The 15,693-nt window shown below is 70.6% G+C and carries 18 protein-coding genes and 1 pseudogene; 9 read left to right on the plus strand and 10 right to left on the minus strand.

Features of this window, described 5'->3' with window-relative positions; translation table 11 throughout:
• The first annotated feature begins 2 nt into the window (after positions 1-2).
• From ACLBXP_RS19430 to ACLBXP_RS19465, 8 genes are read left to right on the plus strand one after another with little or no spacing between them, the layout of a single operon-like run.
• Positions 3-977 carry a PD-(D/E)XK nuclease family protein gene (locus ACLBXP_RS19430; protein WP_447669428.1) on the plus strand — a complete coding sequence of 325 codons (975 nt, stop codon included), beginning with the start codon at positions 3-5 and terminating at the stop codon, positions 975-977.
• Positions 974-1,948, plus strand: coding sequence for a hypothetical protein (locus ACLBXP_RS19435; RefSeq protein ID WP_447669429.1), 975 nt, complete (start codon positions 974-976; stop codon positions 1,946-1,948). The genes ACLBXP_RS19430 and ACLBXP_RS19435 overlap by 4 nt, the downstream gene beginning before the upstream one ends.
• A gap of 2 nt (positions 1,949-1,950) precedes the next feature.
• On the plus strand, positions 1,951-2,172 hold the full coding sequence (locus ACLBXP_RS19440; RefSeq protein WP_447669430.1) for a hypothetical protein: 222 nt from the start codon (positions 1,951-1,953) through the stop codon (positions 2,170-2,172).
• 2 nt (positions 2,173-2,174) lie between these two features.
• A complete protein-coding gene (locus ACLBXP_RS19445) occupies positions 2,175-2,618 on the plus strand; it encodes a hypothetical protein (protein ID WP_447669431.1) in 444 nt (147 codons plus the stop codon).
• The gene (locus ACLBXP_RS19450; protein ID WP_447669432.1) at positions 2,615-3,550 is read left to right on the plus strand and encodes a hypothetical protein; all 936 of its coding nucleotides are present in this window, start codon (positions 2,615-2,617) and stop codon (positions 3,548-3,550) included. Before ACLBXP_RS19445 ends, ACLBXP_RS19450 begins: the two co-directional genes overlap by 4 nt.
• A complete protein-coding gene (locus ACLBXP_RS19455; RefSeq protein ID WP_447669433.1) occupies positions 3,550-4,230 on the plus strand; it encodes a hypothetical protein in 681 nt (226 codons plus the stop codon). The genes ACLBXP_RS19450 and ACLBXP_RS19455 overlap by 1 nt, the downstream gene beginning before the upstream one ends.
• Entirely contained in the window at positions 4,227-4,535 is a 309-nt protein-coding gene (locus ACLBXP_RS19460; protein WP_447669434.1) for a hypothetical protein, read from the plus strand. Before ACLBXP_RS19455 ends, ACLBXP_RS19460 begins: the two co-directional genes overlap by 4 nt.
• Positions 4,528-4,839, plus strand: coding sequence for a hypothetical protein (locus ACLBXP_RS19465; protein WP_447669435.1), 312 nt, complete (start codon positions 4,528-4,530; stop codon positions 4,837-4,839). Before ACLBXP_RS19460 ends, ACLBXP_RS19465 begins: the two co-directional genes overlap by 8 nt.
• 43 nt (positions 4,840-4,882) lie before the next feature.
• Here the strand turns inward: ACLBXP_RS19465 and ACLBXP_RS19470 are convergent, their stop codons facing one another.
• Positions 4,883-5,227, minus strand: coding sequence for a hypothetical protein (locus ACLBXP_RS19470; RefSeq protein ID WP_447669437.1), 345 nt, complete (start codon positions 5,225-5,227; stop codon positions 4,883-4,885).
• A 445-nt stretch (positions 5,228-5,672) separates the two neighbouring features.
• Here ACLBXP_RS19470 and ACLBXP_RS19475 point away from each other — a divergent pair, with 445 nt between their 5' ends.
• On the plus strand, positions 5,673-6,827 hold the full coding sequence (locus tag ACLBXP_RS19475) for a tyrosine-type recombinase/integrase (RefSeq protein WP_447669438.1): 1,155 nt from the start codon (positions 5,673-5,675) through the stop codon (positions 6,825-6,827).
• Between the two features lie 171 nt (positions 6,828-6,998).
• Here ACLBXP_RS19475 and ACLBXP_RS19480 read toward each other — a convergent pair whose 3' ends face one another.
• The 9 genes and pseudogenes from ACLBXP_RS19480 to ACLBXP_RS19520 all read right to left on the minus strand — a co-directional run.
• Positions 6,999-7,289: a hypothetical protein gene (locus ACLBXP_RS19480; protein ID WP_447669440.1), complete on the minus strand. Its 291-nt coding sequence runs from the start codon at positions 7,287-7,289 to the stop codon at positions 6,999-7,001.
• Positions 7,290-7,871: 582 nt separating this feature from the next.
• Complete coding sequence (locus ACLBXP_RS19485) at positions 7,872-8,138, minus strand: hypothetical protein (RefSeq protein WP_447669495.1); 267 nt, start codon at positions 8,136-8,138, stop codon at positions 7,872-7,874.
• 128 nt (positions 8,139-8,266) lie between these two features.
• Positions 8,267-10,339 (minus strand): hypothetical protein, encoded by a 2,073-nt coding sequence (locus ACLBXP_RS19490; protein WP_447669441.1) that lies wholly within the window; start codon positions 10,337-10,339, stop codon positions 8,267-8,269.
• A gap of 160 nt (positions 10,340-10,499) precedes the next feature.
• Positions 10,500-12,206, minus strand: coding sequence for a porin (locus ACLBXP_RS19495; protein WP_447669442.1), 1,707 nt, complete (start codon positions 12,204-12,206; stop codon positions 10,500-10,502).
• Between the two features lie 399 nt (positions 12,207-12,605).
• Positions 12,606-14,417: an ATP-binding cassette domain-containing protein gene (locus ACLBXP_RS19500; protein WP_447669443.1), complete on the minus strand. Its 1,812-nt coding sequence runs from the start codon at positions 14,415-14,417 to the stop codon at positions 12,606-12,608.
• A gap of 43 nt (positions 14,418-14,460) precedes the next feature.
• A complete protein-coding gene (locus ACLBXP_RS19505) occupies positions 14,461-14,685 on the minus strand; it encodes a hypothetical protein (protein ID WP_447669444.1) in 225 nt (74 codons plus the stop codon).
• A 63-nt stretch (positions 14,686-14,748) separates the two neighbouring features.
• Entirely contained in the window at positions 14,749-15,063 is a 315-nt protein-coding gene (locus tag ACLBXP_RS19510) for a polyhydroxyalkanoic acid system family protein (protein ID WP_447669445.1), read from the minus strand.
• A 105-nt stretch (positions 15,064-15,168) separates the two neighbouring features.
• Positions 15,169-15,516, minus strand: coding sequence for a septal ring lytic transglycosylase RlpA family protein (locus ACLBXP_RS19515; protein WP_447669446.1), 348 nt, complete (start codon positions 15,514-15,516; stop codon positions 15,169-15,171).
• Positions 15,513-15,599, minus strand: a pseudogene (locus ACLBXP_RS19520) (PEP-CTERM sorting domain-containing protein); the annotation flags it as partial. The gene ACLBXP_RS19515 and the pseudogene ACLBXP_RS19520, both read right to left, overlap by 4 nt.
• Positions 15,600-15,693: the final 94 nt, after the last annotated feature.

Raw genomic sequence — 15,693 nt, forward strand, 5'->3', positions numbered from 1 at the left:
CCATGCCGATCAAGCCTCACCTCGCTGGCCTCGTGCCCGGACCCGGCCTCTACCAGATGCCGGCCGCCGCCTATCACGCAGACCCCTCACCCGAGCCGAGCCTGTCGGCCTCGACCGCGCGCATGCTCGTCGAGCAGAGCGCGGAGCACGCCTGGATCGCGCACCCGCGCCTCGGCTGCGCGCTCGAGACGCGCGACGAGCCGACGCGTCCGAAGGAGATCGGCACGGCGGCCCACAAGCTGATCCTCGGCCGCGGCGCCGAGATCGTGCTCATCGACGCCGACGACTACCGCACCGGCGCGGCCAAGGCCGAGCGCGCCCAGGCCTACGCGGACGGGCACTGCCCGCTGCTGCAGCCCGACGGCGAGAAGGCCGACGCCATCGCCGATCAGGTGGTGGAGCGCCTCGCGCGCATCCCCGGCTGCGAGGGATTCGCCACGGCCCCGTCCGAAGTGGTGGCCGTCAAGCGCGACCGCTCGGGCGCCTGGCTGCGGATCATGATGGACCGGTTCGAGGACCACGGCACGCACGCCGTGATCTGGGACCTGAAGACCGGCGACACCGCGGCGGCGCCGCAGGGCCTCGGCCGTCGCGTCGAGGGCATGGCCATGGAGGTGCAGGCCGCCCTCTACGTGCGCGTCGTCGAAACGCTGCTGCCGCGCCTCGCGGGCCGGGTCACCTTCCGCTGGGTGTTCGTCGAGAACGCCTTCCCGCACGCGCTGAGCGTCGCGGAGATCGACGCGGCCGGGCTCCACGTGGGCGGCCGCAAGGTGGCAGCCGCAATCCACCGCTGGAACGCCTGCCGGGCGGCCGACCGCTGGCCCGGCTACCCCGAGGCGATCGTGCGCGTCGACTACCCCGAGTGGGCCTCGAAGCGCTGGGCCGAGCGCGAGGAGCTCGACCCGCAGCTCGCCGGCGTCCCCTACGACGTCGCCACGAGCCCGTTCCGCCCCCTCGACATGGAGAGTGCCGCGTGAGCTTCACCTTCGCACCCGCGGCCTCGTTCACGGAACGGGCCGGCCTGTTCGTGTCCCTCACGGGGAACCCGAATTCCGGGAAGACCTTCTCCGCCCTTCGGCTCGCCCGCGGCATCGCCGGGCCGTCGGGCAAGGTTGCGGTGCTCGACACCGAGGGCGGCCGTACGCTCAACCTGAAGGAGGTGTTCGACTTCGACGCGGCCGTGATGGAGCCGCCCTTCCGGCCCGAGCGGTTCGCCCAGGCCGCGCTCTCGGCCGAGCAGGCAGGCTACGCCGCCTTCGTGATCGACAGCTTCTCCATGGAGTGGGTCGGGCTCGGGGGCGTGCTGGACTGGCAGGCGGCCGAGCTGCAGCGGATGGCCGGCGACGACTACCGCAAGCAGGAGCGCATGAAGATGGCCTCCTGGATCAAGCCGAAGTCCGCCCACAAGGCGATGGTCTACTCGCTCCTGCAGCGCCGCATCCCGATCATCTTCTCAATCCGGGGCGAGGAGAGTGTGAAGCCGGGCGAGGCCGGCGAGAAGCCCACGAAGGTCTTCAAGTCGGTCTGCAACTCGCAATTCCCGTTCGAGGTGACGGTCTCGTTCCGCCTGGAGACCGAGCGGAAGGGCTACGTCGACCTGTCGGACCCGCGCGCCTGGAAGATGGATGGTGCGCACCAGGAGATTTTCCGGCACGGCGACCGCATCAGCGAGGAGCACGGCAACGCGCTCGCGGCCTGGGCGCGCGGCGAGCGACGGGCATCGCCCCCGCCGCCCGCCGAGGCCCCGCGCCGCGGCAAGGACGCGCTCTTCGCAGACGCCCGAGCCAAGGCCGACGAGGGCTCCTACGCGCTCACGACTTGGCGCGCCGAGCTGCCCGAGCGCGCCAGGAAGGCCCTCGAGGAGATCGCCGCCGAGCTCGACGAGATCGCGGCCGCCGCCGACGCGCGCGATGCCGGCGACTACGGCCTGGACCGGGAGGTCGCCTGACCATGTGCAACGCATGCGGCTTCTACTGCTGCGGCTCCGACGAGTTCGAGGGCTGCGGCTGCGACGGGTTTCCCGAGCCGGCCTGCTGGGAGCCCGACTGCGACGACGTCGACTTCGGCGATGGCATGGACGTCGACGACGACGATGACGGCGGCGTGCTGATGCCGCTCGCCGCCTGCCGGTGCGCGCTGCCGAGCCGGTTCAGCTGCGAGGAGGTCGCCTGAGCATGGCTGCTTGCCTCACCGATCGGCAGAAGGCCGAGATCCGCAGGCGCGTCGCCCGCGGCGAATCCCCCAAGGACATCGCCGCGGCCCTTGGCCTGCACACGACAACGGTGCTTCGGAACGGCGGCGCGCCAACCCGTCGACCGGCGACCACTACCACGCAGCTTAGGCGGATCCGCGAGCTCGCGGCGCGGGGCGTCCGCCACGAGGACATCGCCGGAGAACTCGGCATCGGCCTCGTGAGCGTAGGCCGGTACCGAGGCGAGCCGAAGCGCGGTGCAGCCAAGCCGCTGCGCATCGACCGCCACCGCCGGCTGATCGGGGCTCACGCTTTCGCCGAGGTCGGGACCCACGCCAACCTTGCAGCGCGGTTCGGCCTGAGCAGCGCCAGCAGCTTCCGGGCGGCCGTGAGGTACGCGCGGCAGGTCCTGGAGGTGCAGACGTGAGCTGGTTCGAGCACGGCACGCGACTGCAGCTCTCAGCGTATGCGGTCATTTTCGCCCCACATACTGATATTGGCGAGGACCTCCTCACAATTCCTCAATTCGATGACGATAGATGGCTCGATGGCATCTGTTCGTTCGAAAGCTTCTCTCTGCGCAAATCCGTAGGTTCTCCTCTCTCCCTCCATAAAGTCCCTCATGTCGCGCAGAGAGCCTGGCTGAAAGTTCTTATCGATTCGATCAAGCATCGTCAGCAGATTATCTATCGCACTAGAGAAATTCTTCGACCTCATAGCGGCTTGTCGGATGCTGGTCATCCCTCGCCCATGTCCCCAAGGATGCCTCTGAGCGTCCTTCCAGATCATATTCGACAAGTCACACAGGCGTTTCGACTGCGCTCTGAGTTTCTCTTTGTCTACGGGAGCCATAGGCTCGTAGTAGTATCCATTAAAAACAGACGGTGCAAATACTTGATTAGATCTAATTATAGAAAGCATTTCATTGGCACAATCTCTCATGCGCCAGAGATCTTCAATACGAGATTGCCAAAACAAATACTGTTCGATGTCAAGACCACGGCGATCAATCTCGATCTGCTCGGCAATCTTTATGATTTGCTGCTGACCTATTCTCAACGTTACAAGAGCAGCGTAACCGGCAACCATTGCAGCAGCTACAGCCACGATGGCACCGATAAGTGTCTGATAGCGATTCAGCCAGAAATCCAGACAATTCAGAGCGCCATCTTTTGTGTGATCTGCGAGGACGCCTTTGACGTACTCGGAGTGACACATGCCGCTATCGGACGTCGCCCACCCCCAGGCGATGAGGAAAGCGAAAAGGCCGACTATAAAGCAGGCGGTACGGGTATCCATGCGCTGAGTTTTGGCTCAGCTCGATCATTTATGGCAGCGCAAATTGAAGCGGGCCCGTGATGATCCACTATCATGGCACCCCAATCACCCCCGTTTCAGCTCTATACCAGCTCGGCGGCCGGCACTTCTGCGTCAGCCACGCACGCCCCGAACAGGTCGCCCGCGTCCACGAGATTGGCCAGAGCGTCATGCTCGACAACGGTGCCTTCTCGAAGTGGAAGCGCGGGGCCGACACCGACTGGCCGGACTACTACGCCTGGTGCGATCGCTGGCTCGGCTACCCGACGACGTGGGCGGTGATCCCGGACGTGATCGACGGCGGCTCGCAGATGCAGGACGCGCTCCTGCGCGAGTGGCCGTTCGGGCATCGCGGCGCGCCGGTCTGGCACATGGACGAGCCCCTGCACCGGCTGGTGAGGCTGTGCTCGGAGTGGCCGCGGGTCTGCATCGGCTCGACGGCCGAGTACCGGGTGGTGCTGTCCGATTCCTGGCGCCGGCGCATGGACGAGTGTTGGAACGCGCTCGCTGCCGAGCACCGCCATCTGCCGGCCGTCCACATGCTACGCGGGATGCAATGCGCCGGCCGCGAGTGGCCGTTCGCCTCCGTTGACAGCACCGACATCGCCCAGAACCACAGCCGGCCGCAGAACACGCCGCGCGGCATGGCCGATCGCTGGGACGCCATGCAGACGCCGGGCGCCTGGGTGCGCCGGCCGGAGCAGATGGAGCTCGTCGCATGACCGCGACCGCCACCGCCGCCGACAAGCCCGAGCTGGTCTTTCCCCGCGAGCTGACGCCCGAAGTGCGCGAGGTCTTAGAGATGATGGTCTTCCAGTGCGGACCCATCGCTCACGCGTTCCGCAATGCTGGCCGGGTGGAGATCAGGCGGCGGGCGGAGGACGAGCAGGCGTTCATCCTGCACTGGCTCCTCACCCTGGCGCTCGAGCACGGCGCGGACTGGCGGAAGCACGCGGGCGAGACGCTCAAGCTGGTCATCGCCGAGGCTAAGGCCGCACTCGCGCAGCGGGAAGCCGCCGGTGAGTAGCCCTGGCCTCGCCGACCTGTTCGGCCTCGACCGCGCGCTCACGCCTCAGGAGCGCAAGCGCCTCCGCGCCGCCACGACGCCGAAGGGATACGCGGCGCTCCCCGGCACCGGGCCGGCCGGCGAGACCTGCGGCTCCTGCGAGCACCTGACCCGCCGCCACATGGCCAAGACGTACCTGAAGTGCGGGCTGATGCAGCGGGGCTGGACGCGCGGGGCTGGCAGCGACGTGCGCGCCGGAGCGCCAGCATGTCGTCGGTGGGAGACGGGCTTACGGGTCGAAGCTGCAGGGGACGGTAATGCCTGAGGCAACGCCGATCGTCCGTCGCGACAAGCCTAACGGCGCTCGCTCAGTGTACGTCGCTTTCGGACTTCGCCGTCTGCAGGTGCGTGATCAGGGTTGCCAGGAGCTCGATTGCGGCCATGCGCAAGCGGCCCGGGTCCCCTTGCTCAGTTCGAAGGCCTCGCACCAGGCATTCGGTGGCCTCAGAGGCTTTCGAGAATGCGCTCTGCAACTGCGGCGTGAGCTTATGCTCCCGCTTCAGGATGCGATCAGCGCGCATCGCTTCGATCGACGCCAGGGCAGTGCTGTGTCGGCTCGCCGACATCACGGCCTCAAGCCACGAATGGAGGACGTTCGTGATCGGCAACGTGATCTGCGGCGTGGACCCACGCAAAGCAACGATGTCAGACATCCTGCATCCCATGGTTTAGCCGCTTCATCAGTCAAGGCTAAGCTTTCATGGTTAATCTTGGGTGAACTGCTCACGCCCTCGAAGCTCTCACGTCTAAATGCTGCTGCACGATCGCCCGAGCGAATCGGCTTGGCGGCGTTCGCGGCCGCCGGCCCCCCCGACGGTCCCCGATCCGTCATCTTGCCCTGCCGCGAGGACGTCGCCGAGGACACGCGATGACGCCCGACGAGATCCCCGCGCCGATCGCGGCCGCCTTCGCCGAGCGAGCCACGCTGCCCACTAAGGACGTCTGCCGGCTGCTCCGCATGGACGCCAAGACCCTGCGCGAGCATTGCCGCGCCGGGAACATCCGGTTCATCCTGAAGGGAATGGGAGAGACCAGACCGCGCCGGGAGTTCACGCTCTCGGACGTGATGGGCTTCTTCAAGCGCAGGTCTCGCGAGGAATGTCCGTCTACAAGCCGAAGGGCTCGCCGTACTACCACTACGACTTCCAGCGCGGTGGTCATCGGTTTTTCGGAACGACACAGCAGACGGAACGACGGCTCGCCGAGGCGGTAGAGCGCGGCGAGAAGAAGAAGGCCGAGGCGCAAGTCCGAACCGACAAGCGCAGGGCCGGTGGTCCGATGTCGTTCGACGTGGCCTGCGCCCTCTACTGGGATCAGGTCGGGCAGCACATCGAGACCGCCGCCGAGACCGAGCGAAACCTCGACCGCCTCGTCGACTGGATCGGCAAGGACACGCCCGTCGCCGAGATCACGGACGACACGGTGGCGCGCCTCGTCGCCCGCCGCCGCGGCGAGTTCCGGCGGGGCCGGAAGCAGCTCGGGCTCGTCTCGCCCGGCCAGGTCAACCGATCGGTGACCCAGCTCCTGCGGCGCGTGCTCACCCGGGCCCGCAAGGTCTGGAAGCAGTCGCTACCCGAGGAGCCGAACTGGACCGAGCACATGCTCGAGGAGCCGCGCGAGCGGGTGCGCGAGCTCAGCTACGGCGAGGAGGCGCGCCTCGACGAGGTCGAACGCGCCGACTACCGGCCGGCCCGCCTGTTCGCGCAGATCACCGGCTTGCGTCGCCGCGAGGTGGTGAGCCTGACCTGGCCGCAGGTCGACTTCGACGCTGAAGTCCTGCGGGTCGTCGGCAAGGGCGACAAGCCGCACATCATCCCGATCACGCCGGACCTGCACGCCCTGCTCAGGCCGCTGCGGGCGCATCACCCGACCCACGTCTTCACCTATGTTTGCCAGCGCACGAAGCGCGAGCCGCGGAGCGGGCGCGAGCTCGTCGCCGGCGAGCGCTACCCAATCACCTACTGGGGGCTGGGATCGCAGATGCGCCGGTCGCTCGACAAGGCCGACGTGACGGACTTCCGGATCCACGACCTGCGCCACACCGGCGCGACGCGCACGCTGCGGGCCACCGGCAACCTGAAGCTCGTCCAGAAGCTCCTCAACCACTCCAGCCTGCGGGTGACCGAGAAGTACGCCCACGCGAGCCTCGACGACCTGCGCGAGGCCATGAAGCAGACGGCGGCCGATGATCACCGCCGTCGCACGAAGTCCCGGAAAAAGTCCCGAAGTAGCTCCGGCGGTTCCGAGAAATAGAACCGCGGCAACGACTTAACCGGAGTGCACTAGAGCCTTGTAAGCGGTAGGTCGCGAGTTCAAGTCCCGCAACCGGCACCATCCATCTTCGCAAGTGACATTCCCCGCGAGAGGCCCGCTCCGCGAGAGTCCCAGCGCCCCTGCGCACGGAGCGGCGCCGGGGAGGCTGCGTCAGCGGTAGTAGCCGTAGCCGTGGCGATGCCCGTAGAAGCCCGGACGGCGCCCGTAATAGCCGCCCCGCGCGCGGTAGCCCCCGTAGCCCCCGTAACCGTGGCGGAACGGACGCCCGACCCGCGAGCCGCCGTAATAGCCGCCGTGAGCAGGGCCGCCGTAGCCACCGGACAGCACGTTGCCGCCCCCGCCGCCGCCGCGGTACCGCAGGACGTTCTGCGCCTCGGCGCCCGCCGGCAACAGGAACAGGGCCCCGGCCAGAGCGGCCGCAGCGAACAGGCGTTGCTTCATATCATCCTCCTCGGGCCCCTCGGTCTCCCGATCGCCCTGGAATCAGATGGGCGCGCAGCCCCAGAAGGAAAGCGGCAGCCGGCACGGGCGGTCACGAAGCCTCCGCTCGCCCCCCTTGCCATCCGCCCCCGAACAGGCCTAGCCTCCCCTGACCGACGCGACAGGCGTCGGCCAGTGAGAGGAGGTCAGCGATGAGCCGTCACGGCAACAGCTTCTCGTCATCTCGCACGGCTGATGCGGATCAGGACAGTCCACCCAACCACGACCGGCAGGGGTAGTGGCCGCGCGGGCGACGATCGGTTGAGTTCCCCGGCTGGTCCGATGCCAGTCGGGCCGGAGGCTCCCGTGTCGACCTGCATGGCGTGGACCCTGCGCATGGCCCGTCAGCCACCGGCTGGCGGGCCATTTTCGTTCGAGGGCCGCGCTCGCCCGTTCTCCCGCTCAGCCCCGCACCACGGGTGACTTCTCCGGCGGCAGCCCGTCGATCAGGCCGCGGTCGAGGCGCGTGTGGGCCTGGACGAGGGCGTGCGGCGTCAGCGCCATCTACTGCGCGAGCGAAATATCGGCGTAGCGCGGGAGCCCCTAATGCCGGGCACCGTCCCGGGGAGCCGGCTCGGCGAGCCGCAGCGCGAGGGCGCCCGCCGCCGCGCCGGCGAGGTAGGCCGGCAGCATCAGGGCGGCCGATTCGATCCAGAGTCCCGCGACGCCGACGACGAGGCCGGAGACGGCGGTGAGGCCGAGGCCGAGCGCCGCGAGGAGGAGCCCCGCGATCGCCGCCGGATGTCCGAAGCCGGTCAGCCATCCCGCGAGGAGGCCGAGCGCGAACGCGCCGGCGGTGCCCGGCCACAGAGCAGAGATCAGCGCCATCACGGATCGCTCCTCGTGCGGAGGCGACCCTCCGCGGCGGCCTCTCCTGCCGCGGTTGGCTGGGCGGCGCAACCCTGCCGGCCCCGGTCACGCGCCCGGGAGAGCGGCGCTCAGCGCAGGGCGAAGCCGACCTCGAACCGCTTGGGCTGGGCCGGCTCGGCGGGTGCGGCGGCGACCTGTTCGGCCGGAACGCCGGCCTGGAGGAGGTACTCGACGATGGCGAGCGCCCGCTGCCGTGGCAGGTCCGGGGGCGGAGCCTCCTCCCCCGATCCGCCCTCGGGCTTCGCGGCGGCAGGCTTGGGAGGCGTCGCCTTGGCCGAATCTCTGACAGTGTCCTTCGTGGTGTCCTTGGTGGTGTCCTTGGCTGTCCTGTCCGTGTCCGGCTTCTTCTGGTCCGCTTTCTTCTGGTCCGCTTTCTTGGGATCCGCCTTCTTGGGGTCCGGCTTGCCGGCACTCTTCTTGTCTTTGTGTGCGTCGGGCTTGTCGGCCGGGGGCAGCGGCGGCGTCTCCGCGGCAGCTCCTGCCTCCGCCGGCGCGTCGGCCGCGGGCTTCGGGGCGTTCGGGGGCGGCGCCGGATCGGCATGGCCCGCCACGACGATGCGCAGGTCCGGGCAGGCCCTGGCGAGGCCCGCGAGGGTGTCGAGCACGGGGTAGAAGGCCGGGCGCAGAAGGCTGCTGCCGGGATCGAAGCGGAGGCTGCCGGCGGCATCGCTCGCGAAGCGCTGCCGGCAGGCATCGGCCTCGCGGCGCTCCGGGCCCCCGCGGGCGGCGACGGCGGCGCGGGCCGACCAGCCGGGGGGCAGCGCCCGCGGCAGGGTCTCGCCCAGGCGGCGGGCGCTCTCCGCGTAGAGGCTCTCGCCCCCGAGCGTCAGGCTGCGGTCGGCCACCGCCACCTCGCCCGACGCCAGGGTGGCGAGCATCGGCGCGGCGGCCTCGAGCGCCGGGACGAGGCCCTCCGGCGCACCCGCCGCGAGGCGCGTGCGGTCGAGGATGCGCTCGCGGAAGAAGCGCGGCCGGAGCGCGGCGAGGACCCGCTCGCGGGCGGCCGCGTCGGGCAGATGGCCGGAGAGCGTCACGCTGTCGGCCTCGCGCCGCACGCTCACCCGGTAGGGGGACAGGGCATGGGGCGTCACCGCGACCGTGCCGGCCCCGACGCCCGCGGGCCGCGCGTCGCGCAGCAGGGCGGCGATCTCCTCGACCGCCTGCCCGTCGACCGCCTCCCCGGCCACCGACAGCCGCCCCTGCGCGAAGGTGACCTGCCCGACCTGCAGCAGGCCGGCGATCCGGGCTGCGAAGCCCGTCAGCGCCGAGCCGTCGATGCCGGCGGCAAGGCCCCGCGCCGTGCGCGTGCGGTCGTCCACGAACGCGCCCTCCGCGATCTCCGCCGCGCGGGCCCGCAGCTCGGCACGGGCGGCTTCCGAGACCGCGTAGCCCGTCAGCACGAGGCCCGAGCCGGTGCGCTCGATCGCGAAGCCGAAATCGGACACGGTGGGGGGCAGGATCTCGACGCGCCCGAGGCTGTAGCCCCGCGGCGGATCCGCGAAGGCGGTCCGCAGGGCGTCGTAGGCGGCGACGTCCACCGCCTCGCCGCGGAAGCTCAGGGTCGTGTCCTTCAGGGAGGCGGACCCGCCCGGCGCCAGCTGGCGCAGGCGCCCGACGGCGTAGGACGCCGCGGCCAGGAAATCCGGCGGCGCCCCGCGGGCCGCGCGGGCCCCGTCGTCGATCGCGGCGCCCTCCGGCAGGTCGGCGGAAAGGCGGCTCGCCAGGGCCCGGCGGCCGATCTCGGCCGGCCGCTCGCCGCTGAGCGCGACCCCCGCGGGCCCGCGGGTCGCCGTGAAGGTGAAGGGCGAGGCCTCCTCCACGAGGCTGAGGTCGGAGACGATCCGGCGCGGCTCCACCAGCGCGGCGAGGCGGGCCAGCGCCTGGTCCCGCGCCGCGGCGGTGGGGGCCTCCCCCCGGGCGACGAGGTCCCGGCCCGCGACGGAGACCCGCAGCCAGGGCTCGGCGCCGTCCGCCTCGGTCGCCCGCACCGCCGCCTCCGCCTCGGCCTCCAGGGCCGCGGTGATCCGGGGGGCGGCGAGGAGCGTCGCCCCACCCCACAGGAGCCCCAGCGCCGGCAGCCCGGCGAGCCAGCCGAAGCGGCGCCAGGACGATGAGAGCGGGAAGCGGGACGCGGACGACACGGGCGGGGGGACCCCGATCGGAGGGAGGCCGGATGCGGCCGGCATTTCGCGCGGCCTTCACGGCATCATGAAGGCACCCCGTTAACGCTTCGGAAACCAAACGAAAAACCCCGGCCTCGCGGCCGGGGTCTGGGTCGTGCCGCTTGCGCCGGCGCGGGTCCTAGAAATCGCGCTGGACGCGGAAGCGGGCGTAGAAGCCGTCCGTCGAGGTGACGCTGCGGACCGGGACGCCCGCCACCGTGGTGGCACCGGCGGCGGTGAAGCCCGGCCGGTTGCCGTCCGCGACGCGGCCGTTGTTGAGGGCGTAGCGCAGGTAGGCGCCCTCCATGCCGATGTCGAGGTCCTTCACCGGCGACCAGATCAGGCTCGCGCCGGCGAACAGGCTGTTGGCGTCGCGCAGGGCGTTGTTGAAGCCCAGCGCGTTGACGTTGGTGACGCCGGTCGCGCCGGTCGCGCTGGTGTTCGGCAGGCCGTTGAAGCCGATCGCGGCGAGCGCCGAGCGGGCGCCCTTCGGGAAGTGGACCTCGCCGTAGGAGCCGAAGAAGGCCGAGCGCCACTCCGGCGACCAGTAGTGCAGGTAGGAGCCCACGATCGTGAAGCTCTGCGAGGTCTCGAGGCGGCCGGTGGCCGGGTTCAGGACCGCATCGGCCAGGAAGGGCACGACGCCGCCCTGGATCGGGATGATGCTGGTCGAGAGGATCTCGCCGCCCTGGGGCTGCTGGAAGCCCGAGTAGGACATCGCGCCGTCGGCGTAGGCGCCCTGCAGGTAGAAGGTGTCGCCGGGCGCGATGAAGGGCAGGTTGACCTTCACGCCGGCCTGCACGCCGAAGCCGTAGACGTTCGACGGGCGGGCCACCGCGGCGGTGGTCGGCAGGATCGCGGCGCCGGCCGCGTTGAGGGGGCTGAACGGCGTGGCCGAGATGGCGAGCGCGTTGCCGATGCCGACCTCGTGGACGGCGGCCGAGAGCTGGAACGAGCCCCAGGCGGCGTCGTAGCGCAGGGCGCCGACGAAGTCGGGGGTGCGGTTCTTCTGGGAGACGTCGAACTGGGCGACCGCGGTCGGGCGGCCCAGCGCGTCGACGGCGCCCGGGATGTAGATCGGCGAGAAGGGCTGCGCGTTCACGAAGACGCCGAAGCCCGAGCTCGTCGCGAAGTTGCTGCCGATCGCCGAGTTGATGGCCGCCGACGTGGCGCCCCCCGCGTAGTTCGCGTAGATCGGCTGGAAGCGGAAGGTCGGGTCTTCCATCGAGAGGGTGGCCGACCAGCCCTCGCCGAACTTCGCCGTGTAGGCGAGGAGGTTCGTGGACGGCACGTCAGAGCCGTGCGTCAGGGCGATCATCTCGAAGTCGTGGGCGTAGAAGTCGAAGAACGACGAGGCGCGACCGGCGGTCAGGCCGGCGAACTGCACGAAGGCCTTGTCGACGTTCACGTATTGCTGGGCGCGGCCGAACGTGTCGGGGCCGAGCGCCGGGAAGGCGTTGGCGTAGCGCTGCTGCGTGCCCGAGGTCATGTGCTGGCCGGTGCGGCTCGCGACCTCGAGGCGGGTGAAGGCGCGGAGCGTCCCGTAGGCGGTCTGCGTGCGGGCGTCGAGGTTGAACCGGGCCAGCCCGCGATACTGCGTGGTGTCGCCGGTGTTGGCGTTCCGGTTGTAGCTCGTGAGGTAGCCGGCCTCGAAGCGGGCGCGGCCCGAGACGCGCAGGCAGGTATCGGTGCCCGGGATGTAGAAGAAGCCCGCGCCGTAGGCGGAGCAGACGCGCACGTACTCGACGGGCGCCGCCTTCTTGACCGGGAGATCCGCGGCCTGTGCGGCCACGACCGGGACGAGCGCCGTCGCCGATCCCAAGAGCAAGCCCTTGACGAGCTTCATAACAAACCCTCCAGCAGTTTCGAGACCTTCGGGGTGGACTTGTGTGCGTCCCGCCGCCCCTCTGCCGGGGTGCGTGCGGCCGCGTGTCCGTTTCCCCAGAGGTTGAGCCCTCCCCGCTCGGGTGAGCCGACCCCGCGGCGGGGTCTCCCCTGCCGCGCCGTCACCATGTCCGAGGGGCCTCCCACCGGGCAACACGAATCCGTGACTCAGGACCGTCACAATCCGGCTTTGCCGAATTCTGTTGCAGCCTCGCAACGGCAGGGCGCTGCAGGAAAAGATGGAAACGCCAAGGGACAACGGCGCACGGGACTGTTTTGCCGCCTCCCGAACAGGCAGGGCCTTCACTTGGCTGCCCAGGGAATCATCAGCGCGGCGCCCGGGCGGACGGCGCCGGGACGCTCAGGCCTCGCGCAGCATCTCGAGGGTCAGCCAGCGGTCCTCCGCCGCCGCGAGACCCGTCTCGGCCTCCGCCAGCAGTGCTGAGGCCTTCTCGAAGCGGGCGGGATCGCGGGCGTAGAGCCCGGGATCGGCGAGAACCTCGCGGAGCTGCGACACGGCCTTCTCCAGGGTCGCGATCCGGGCCGGCAGCGTCTTCAGCTCGTGCTGCTCGTTGAAGCCGAGCTTCGGCTTGCCCTGGGCCTCAGGCGCGGGCGCGGGCCGGGGGGCCCGCTCGCTCCGCTCGGGCTTGGTCTTGCCGGCCACGGCGCGGGCCTGCACGCCGGCCCCCCGCTGCGCCACCATGTCGGTATAGCCGCCGGCATACTCCACCCAGCGGCCGTTGCCCTCGCTCACCAGCACGCTGCCGACGACCCGGTCGAGGAAGTCGCGGTCGTGGCTCACCAGGATCAGCGTGCCCGCGTAGTCGCCCAGCATCTCCTGCAGCAGGTCGAGGGTCTCGAGGTCGAGGTCGTTCGTCGGCTCATCGAGGACGAGGAGGTTGGCGGGCTGGGCGAGCGCCCGGGCGATCAGCAGGCGGTTGCGCTCGCCGCCGGAGAGCACGCTCACGGGCGTGCGCGCCTGCTCGGGCGCGAACAGGAAGTCCTTGAGGTAGCCGATCACGTGCCGGCTCTGGCCGTTCACCGTCACGCTGTCGCCGCGGCCGCCGGTGAGGACGTCGGTCACCGTCATCCCGGGCTCCAGCACGGCCCGGGCCTGGTCGAGGAGCATCATCTTCAGGTTGGTGCCGAGCCGGATCTCGCCCGAATCGGGGGCGAGCTTGCCGGTGAGGAGGTTCACGAGCGTGGTCTTGCCGGCCCCGTTGGCGCCCACGATGCCGAGCCGGTCGCCGCGCATCACCCGCAGGGAGAGGTGGTCGACGAGGGTGCGCGCCCCGTAGGCCTTGGCGGCCCCGCGGGCCTCCACCACCAGGGCCCCGGAGGGATCGGCCTCGGTGGAGGTCATCGTGGCGGTGCCGACCGGGCGGCGATCCTCGCGGCGCTCCTTGCGCAGGGCGTGCAGGTTGCCCAGGCGGCGGACGTTGCGCTTGCGCCGCGCGGTGACGCCGTAGCGCAGCCAGTCCTCCTCCGCGGCGATCTTGCGGTCGAGCTTGTGCCGGTCGCGCTCCTCCTCCTCGAAGAACGCGTCGCGCCAGGCCTCGAACCCCGAGAAGCCCTGGTCGATGCGCCGCGTCACCCCGCGGTCGAGCCAGACGGTGGCGCGGGAGAGCGCGGAGAGGAAGCGCCGATCGTGGCTGATCAGCACGAGGGCCGCGCGGGTCGATCTCAGCTCGGCCTCCAGCCATTCGATGGCCGGCAGGTCGAGGTGGTTGGTCGGCTCGTCGAGGAGCAGCACGTCGGGCTCGGGCGCCAGCGCCTGCGCGAGCGCGGCCCGCCGCCCCTCCCCGCCCGACAGGCGCATCGGATCCTCCGCGCCGGTGAGGCCGAGGCTCTCCAGGAGGTAGCGGGCGCGGTGGGAGGCGTCGCCGGGCGCGAGCCCCGCCTCCACGAAGTCGAGGACGGTCGCGAAGCCGGAGAAGTCCGGCTCCTGCGCGAGGTAGCGGATGGTCGTGCCGGGCTGCACGAAGCGGACGCCGCGGTCGGGCTCCACGAGGCCGGCGGCGATGCGCATGAGGGTGGACTTGCCCGAGCCGTTGCGGCCGACGAGGCAGGTGCGCTCGCCCGGGGAGATCGCGAATTCGGCGCGCTCGATCAGCGGCGTGCCGCCGAAGGTGAGCGCGACGTCCTGAAGGGTGAGGAGCGGGGGAGCGGCCATGGCCGGGGCTTATGACAGCGCCGGACCACGGCCACAAACGGGATCAGGCCACCGGGCCGGTCGGGGACGGGTCGGGCGTGATCTGCGGCGAGGGGCCGGGATCGTTGATGGGGATCTCGGCCGGACGGCCGCCGGGCGCTTCCTGGGGCGTGTCGCCCGGGATCTCGGGCCCGGGCGCCGGGGTCGGCGTGTGGGGCGGCTCGAAGGGCGTGTCGGGCACCGGCGCCTCGGGGATCGGCCCCGGGCCGGGCTGGGATGGGTTGGCCATCGTGCCTCCTGACTGACGTGTCGTCGCCAACGGGAGGCGGCGGCGGCCGGTTCCGGGCGCCCGCTACTTCTTGGTCAGGAGCAGGTTGCCCTCGTTGCCGAGGGACTTCTTGATCTTGTCGGCGAACAGGGCGAGCAGCAGCGGCAGGCGCACCTCGACGCGGACGCTGTCGGCGCCGACGTCGATCTGTCCGTCCACCCGCTGGGTGAGCGCCGAGAGGTCGAAATCGAGGCGGTCCCCCGTCCAGGCGAGGTTGGCGATCGTCACGCCGCTCTTGGCGAGCAGCGCCCGGCCCTGCTCGACCCCGGTCTCGATCCGGCGCCGGGCCTCCTCGCGGCCGAGGTCGTGGGGGATGTCGACGATCAGCGGCTTGGCCATGCGGGGGCTACCATCCTGGGTTCCGGACGGCCCCCGAGGGGGGGCGACACGCCCCCTCAGATGGGGGCGGCCGGCGCCGCGGGCAACGCCGGCCGCGCGCCTCCGCTACAGGATGCGCAGGGACACCCAGGTGGTGCCGCCCATGCCGAGCGCCCGGGCCGAGCCGCGGGACAGATCGATGATGCGACCCCGCACGAAGGGCCCGCGATCGTTGATGCGCACCACCACGGAGCGCCCCGTGCGCCGGTTCTCCACGAGAACCCGCGTGCCGAAGGGCAGGCTGCGGTGAGCGGCGGTCATCCCGTTCGGATTGAAGCGCTCACCGCTCGCAGTCCGATGGCCGCTTCCGTACCAGGAGGCCGCGCCGGACTGGGCGGCGGCGGGCTGTGCCAGCGCCACCAGCGCGGCGAGGGTTCCCAGGCAGGCGGCGACGGTCCGACGAGCAGGCTTCATGTGCATGCGCATTCCCTTTGTTCTTTGCGACGGCGGCGCAAAATGAAGCCGATGAGGGCCAAAATGAGACCGGCATTCGCTGGCTCATCGGCTGCCTCCTGAGGCTAATTTCGGGGATATCGCTCGGGCCTGGACGGTCTATGTAACGCGCAAATATTCAATGCTTGCGTTTTATAT

The organism is Methylobacterium sp. A54F (assembly GCF_053346035.1).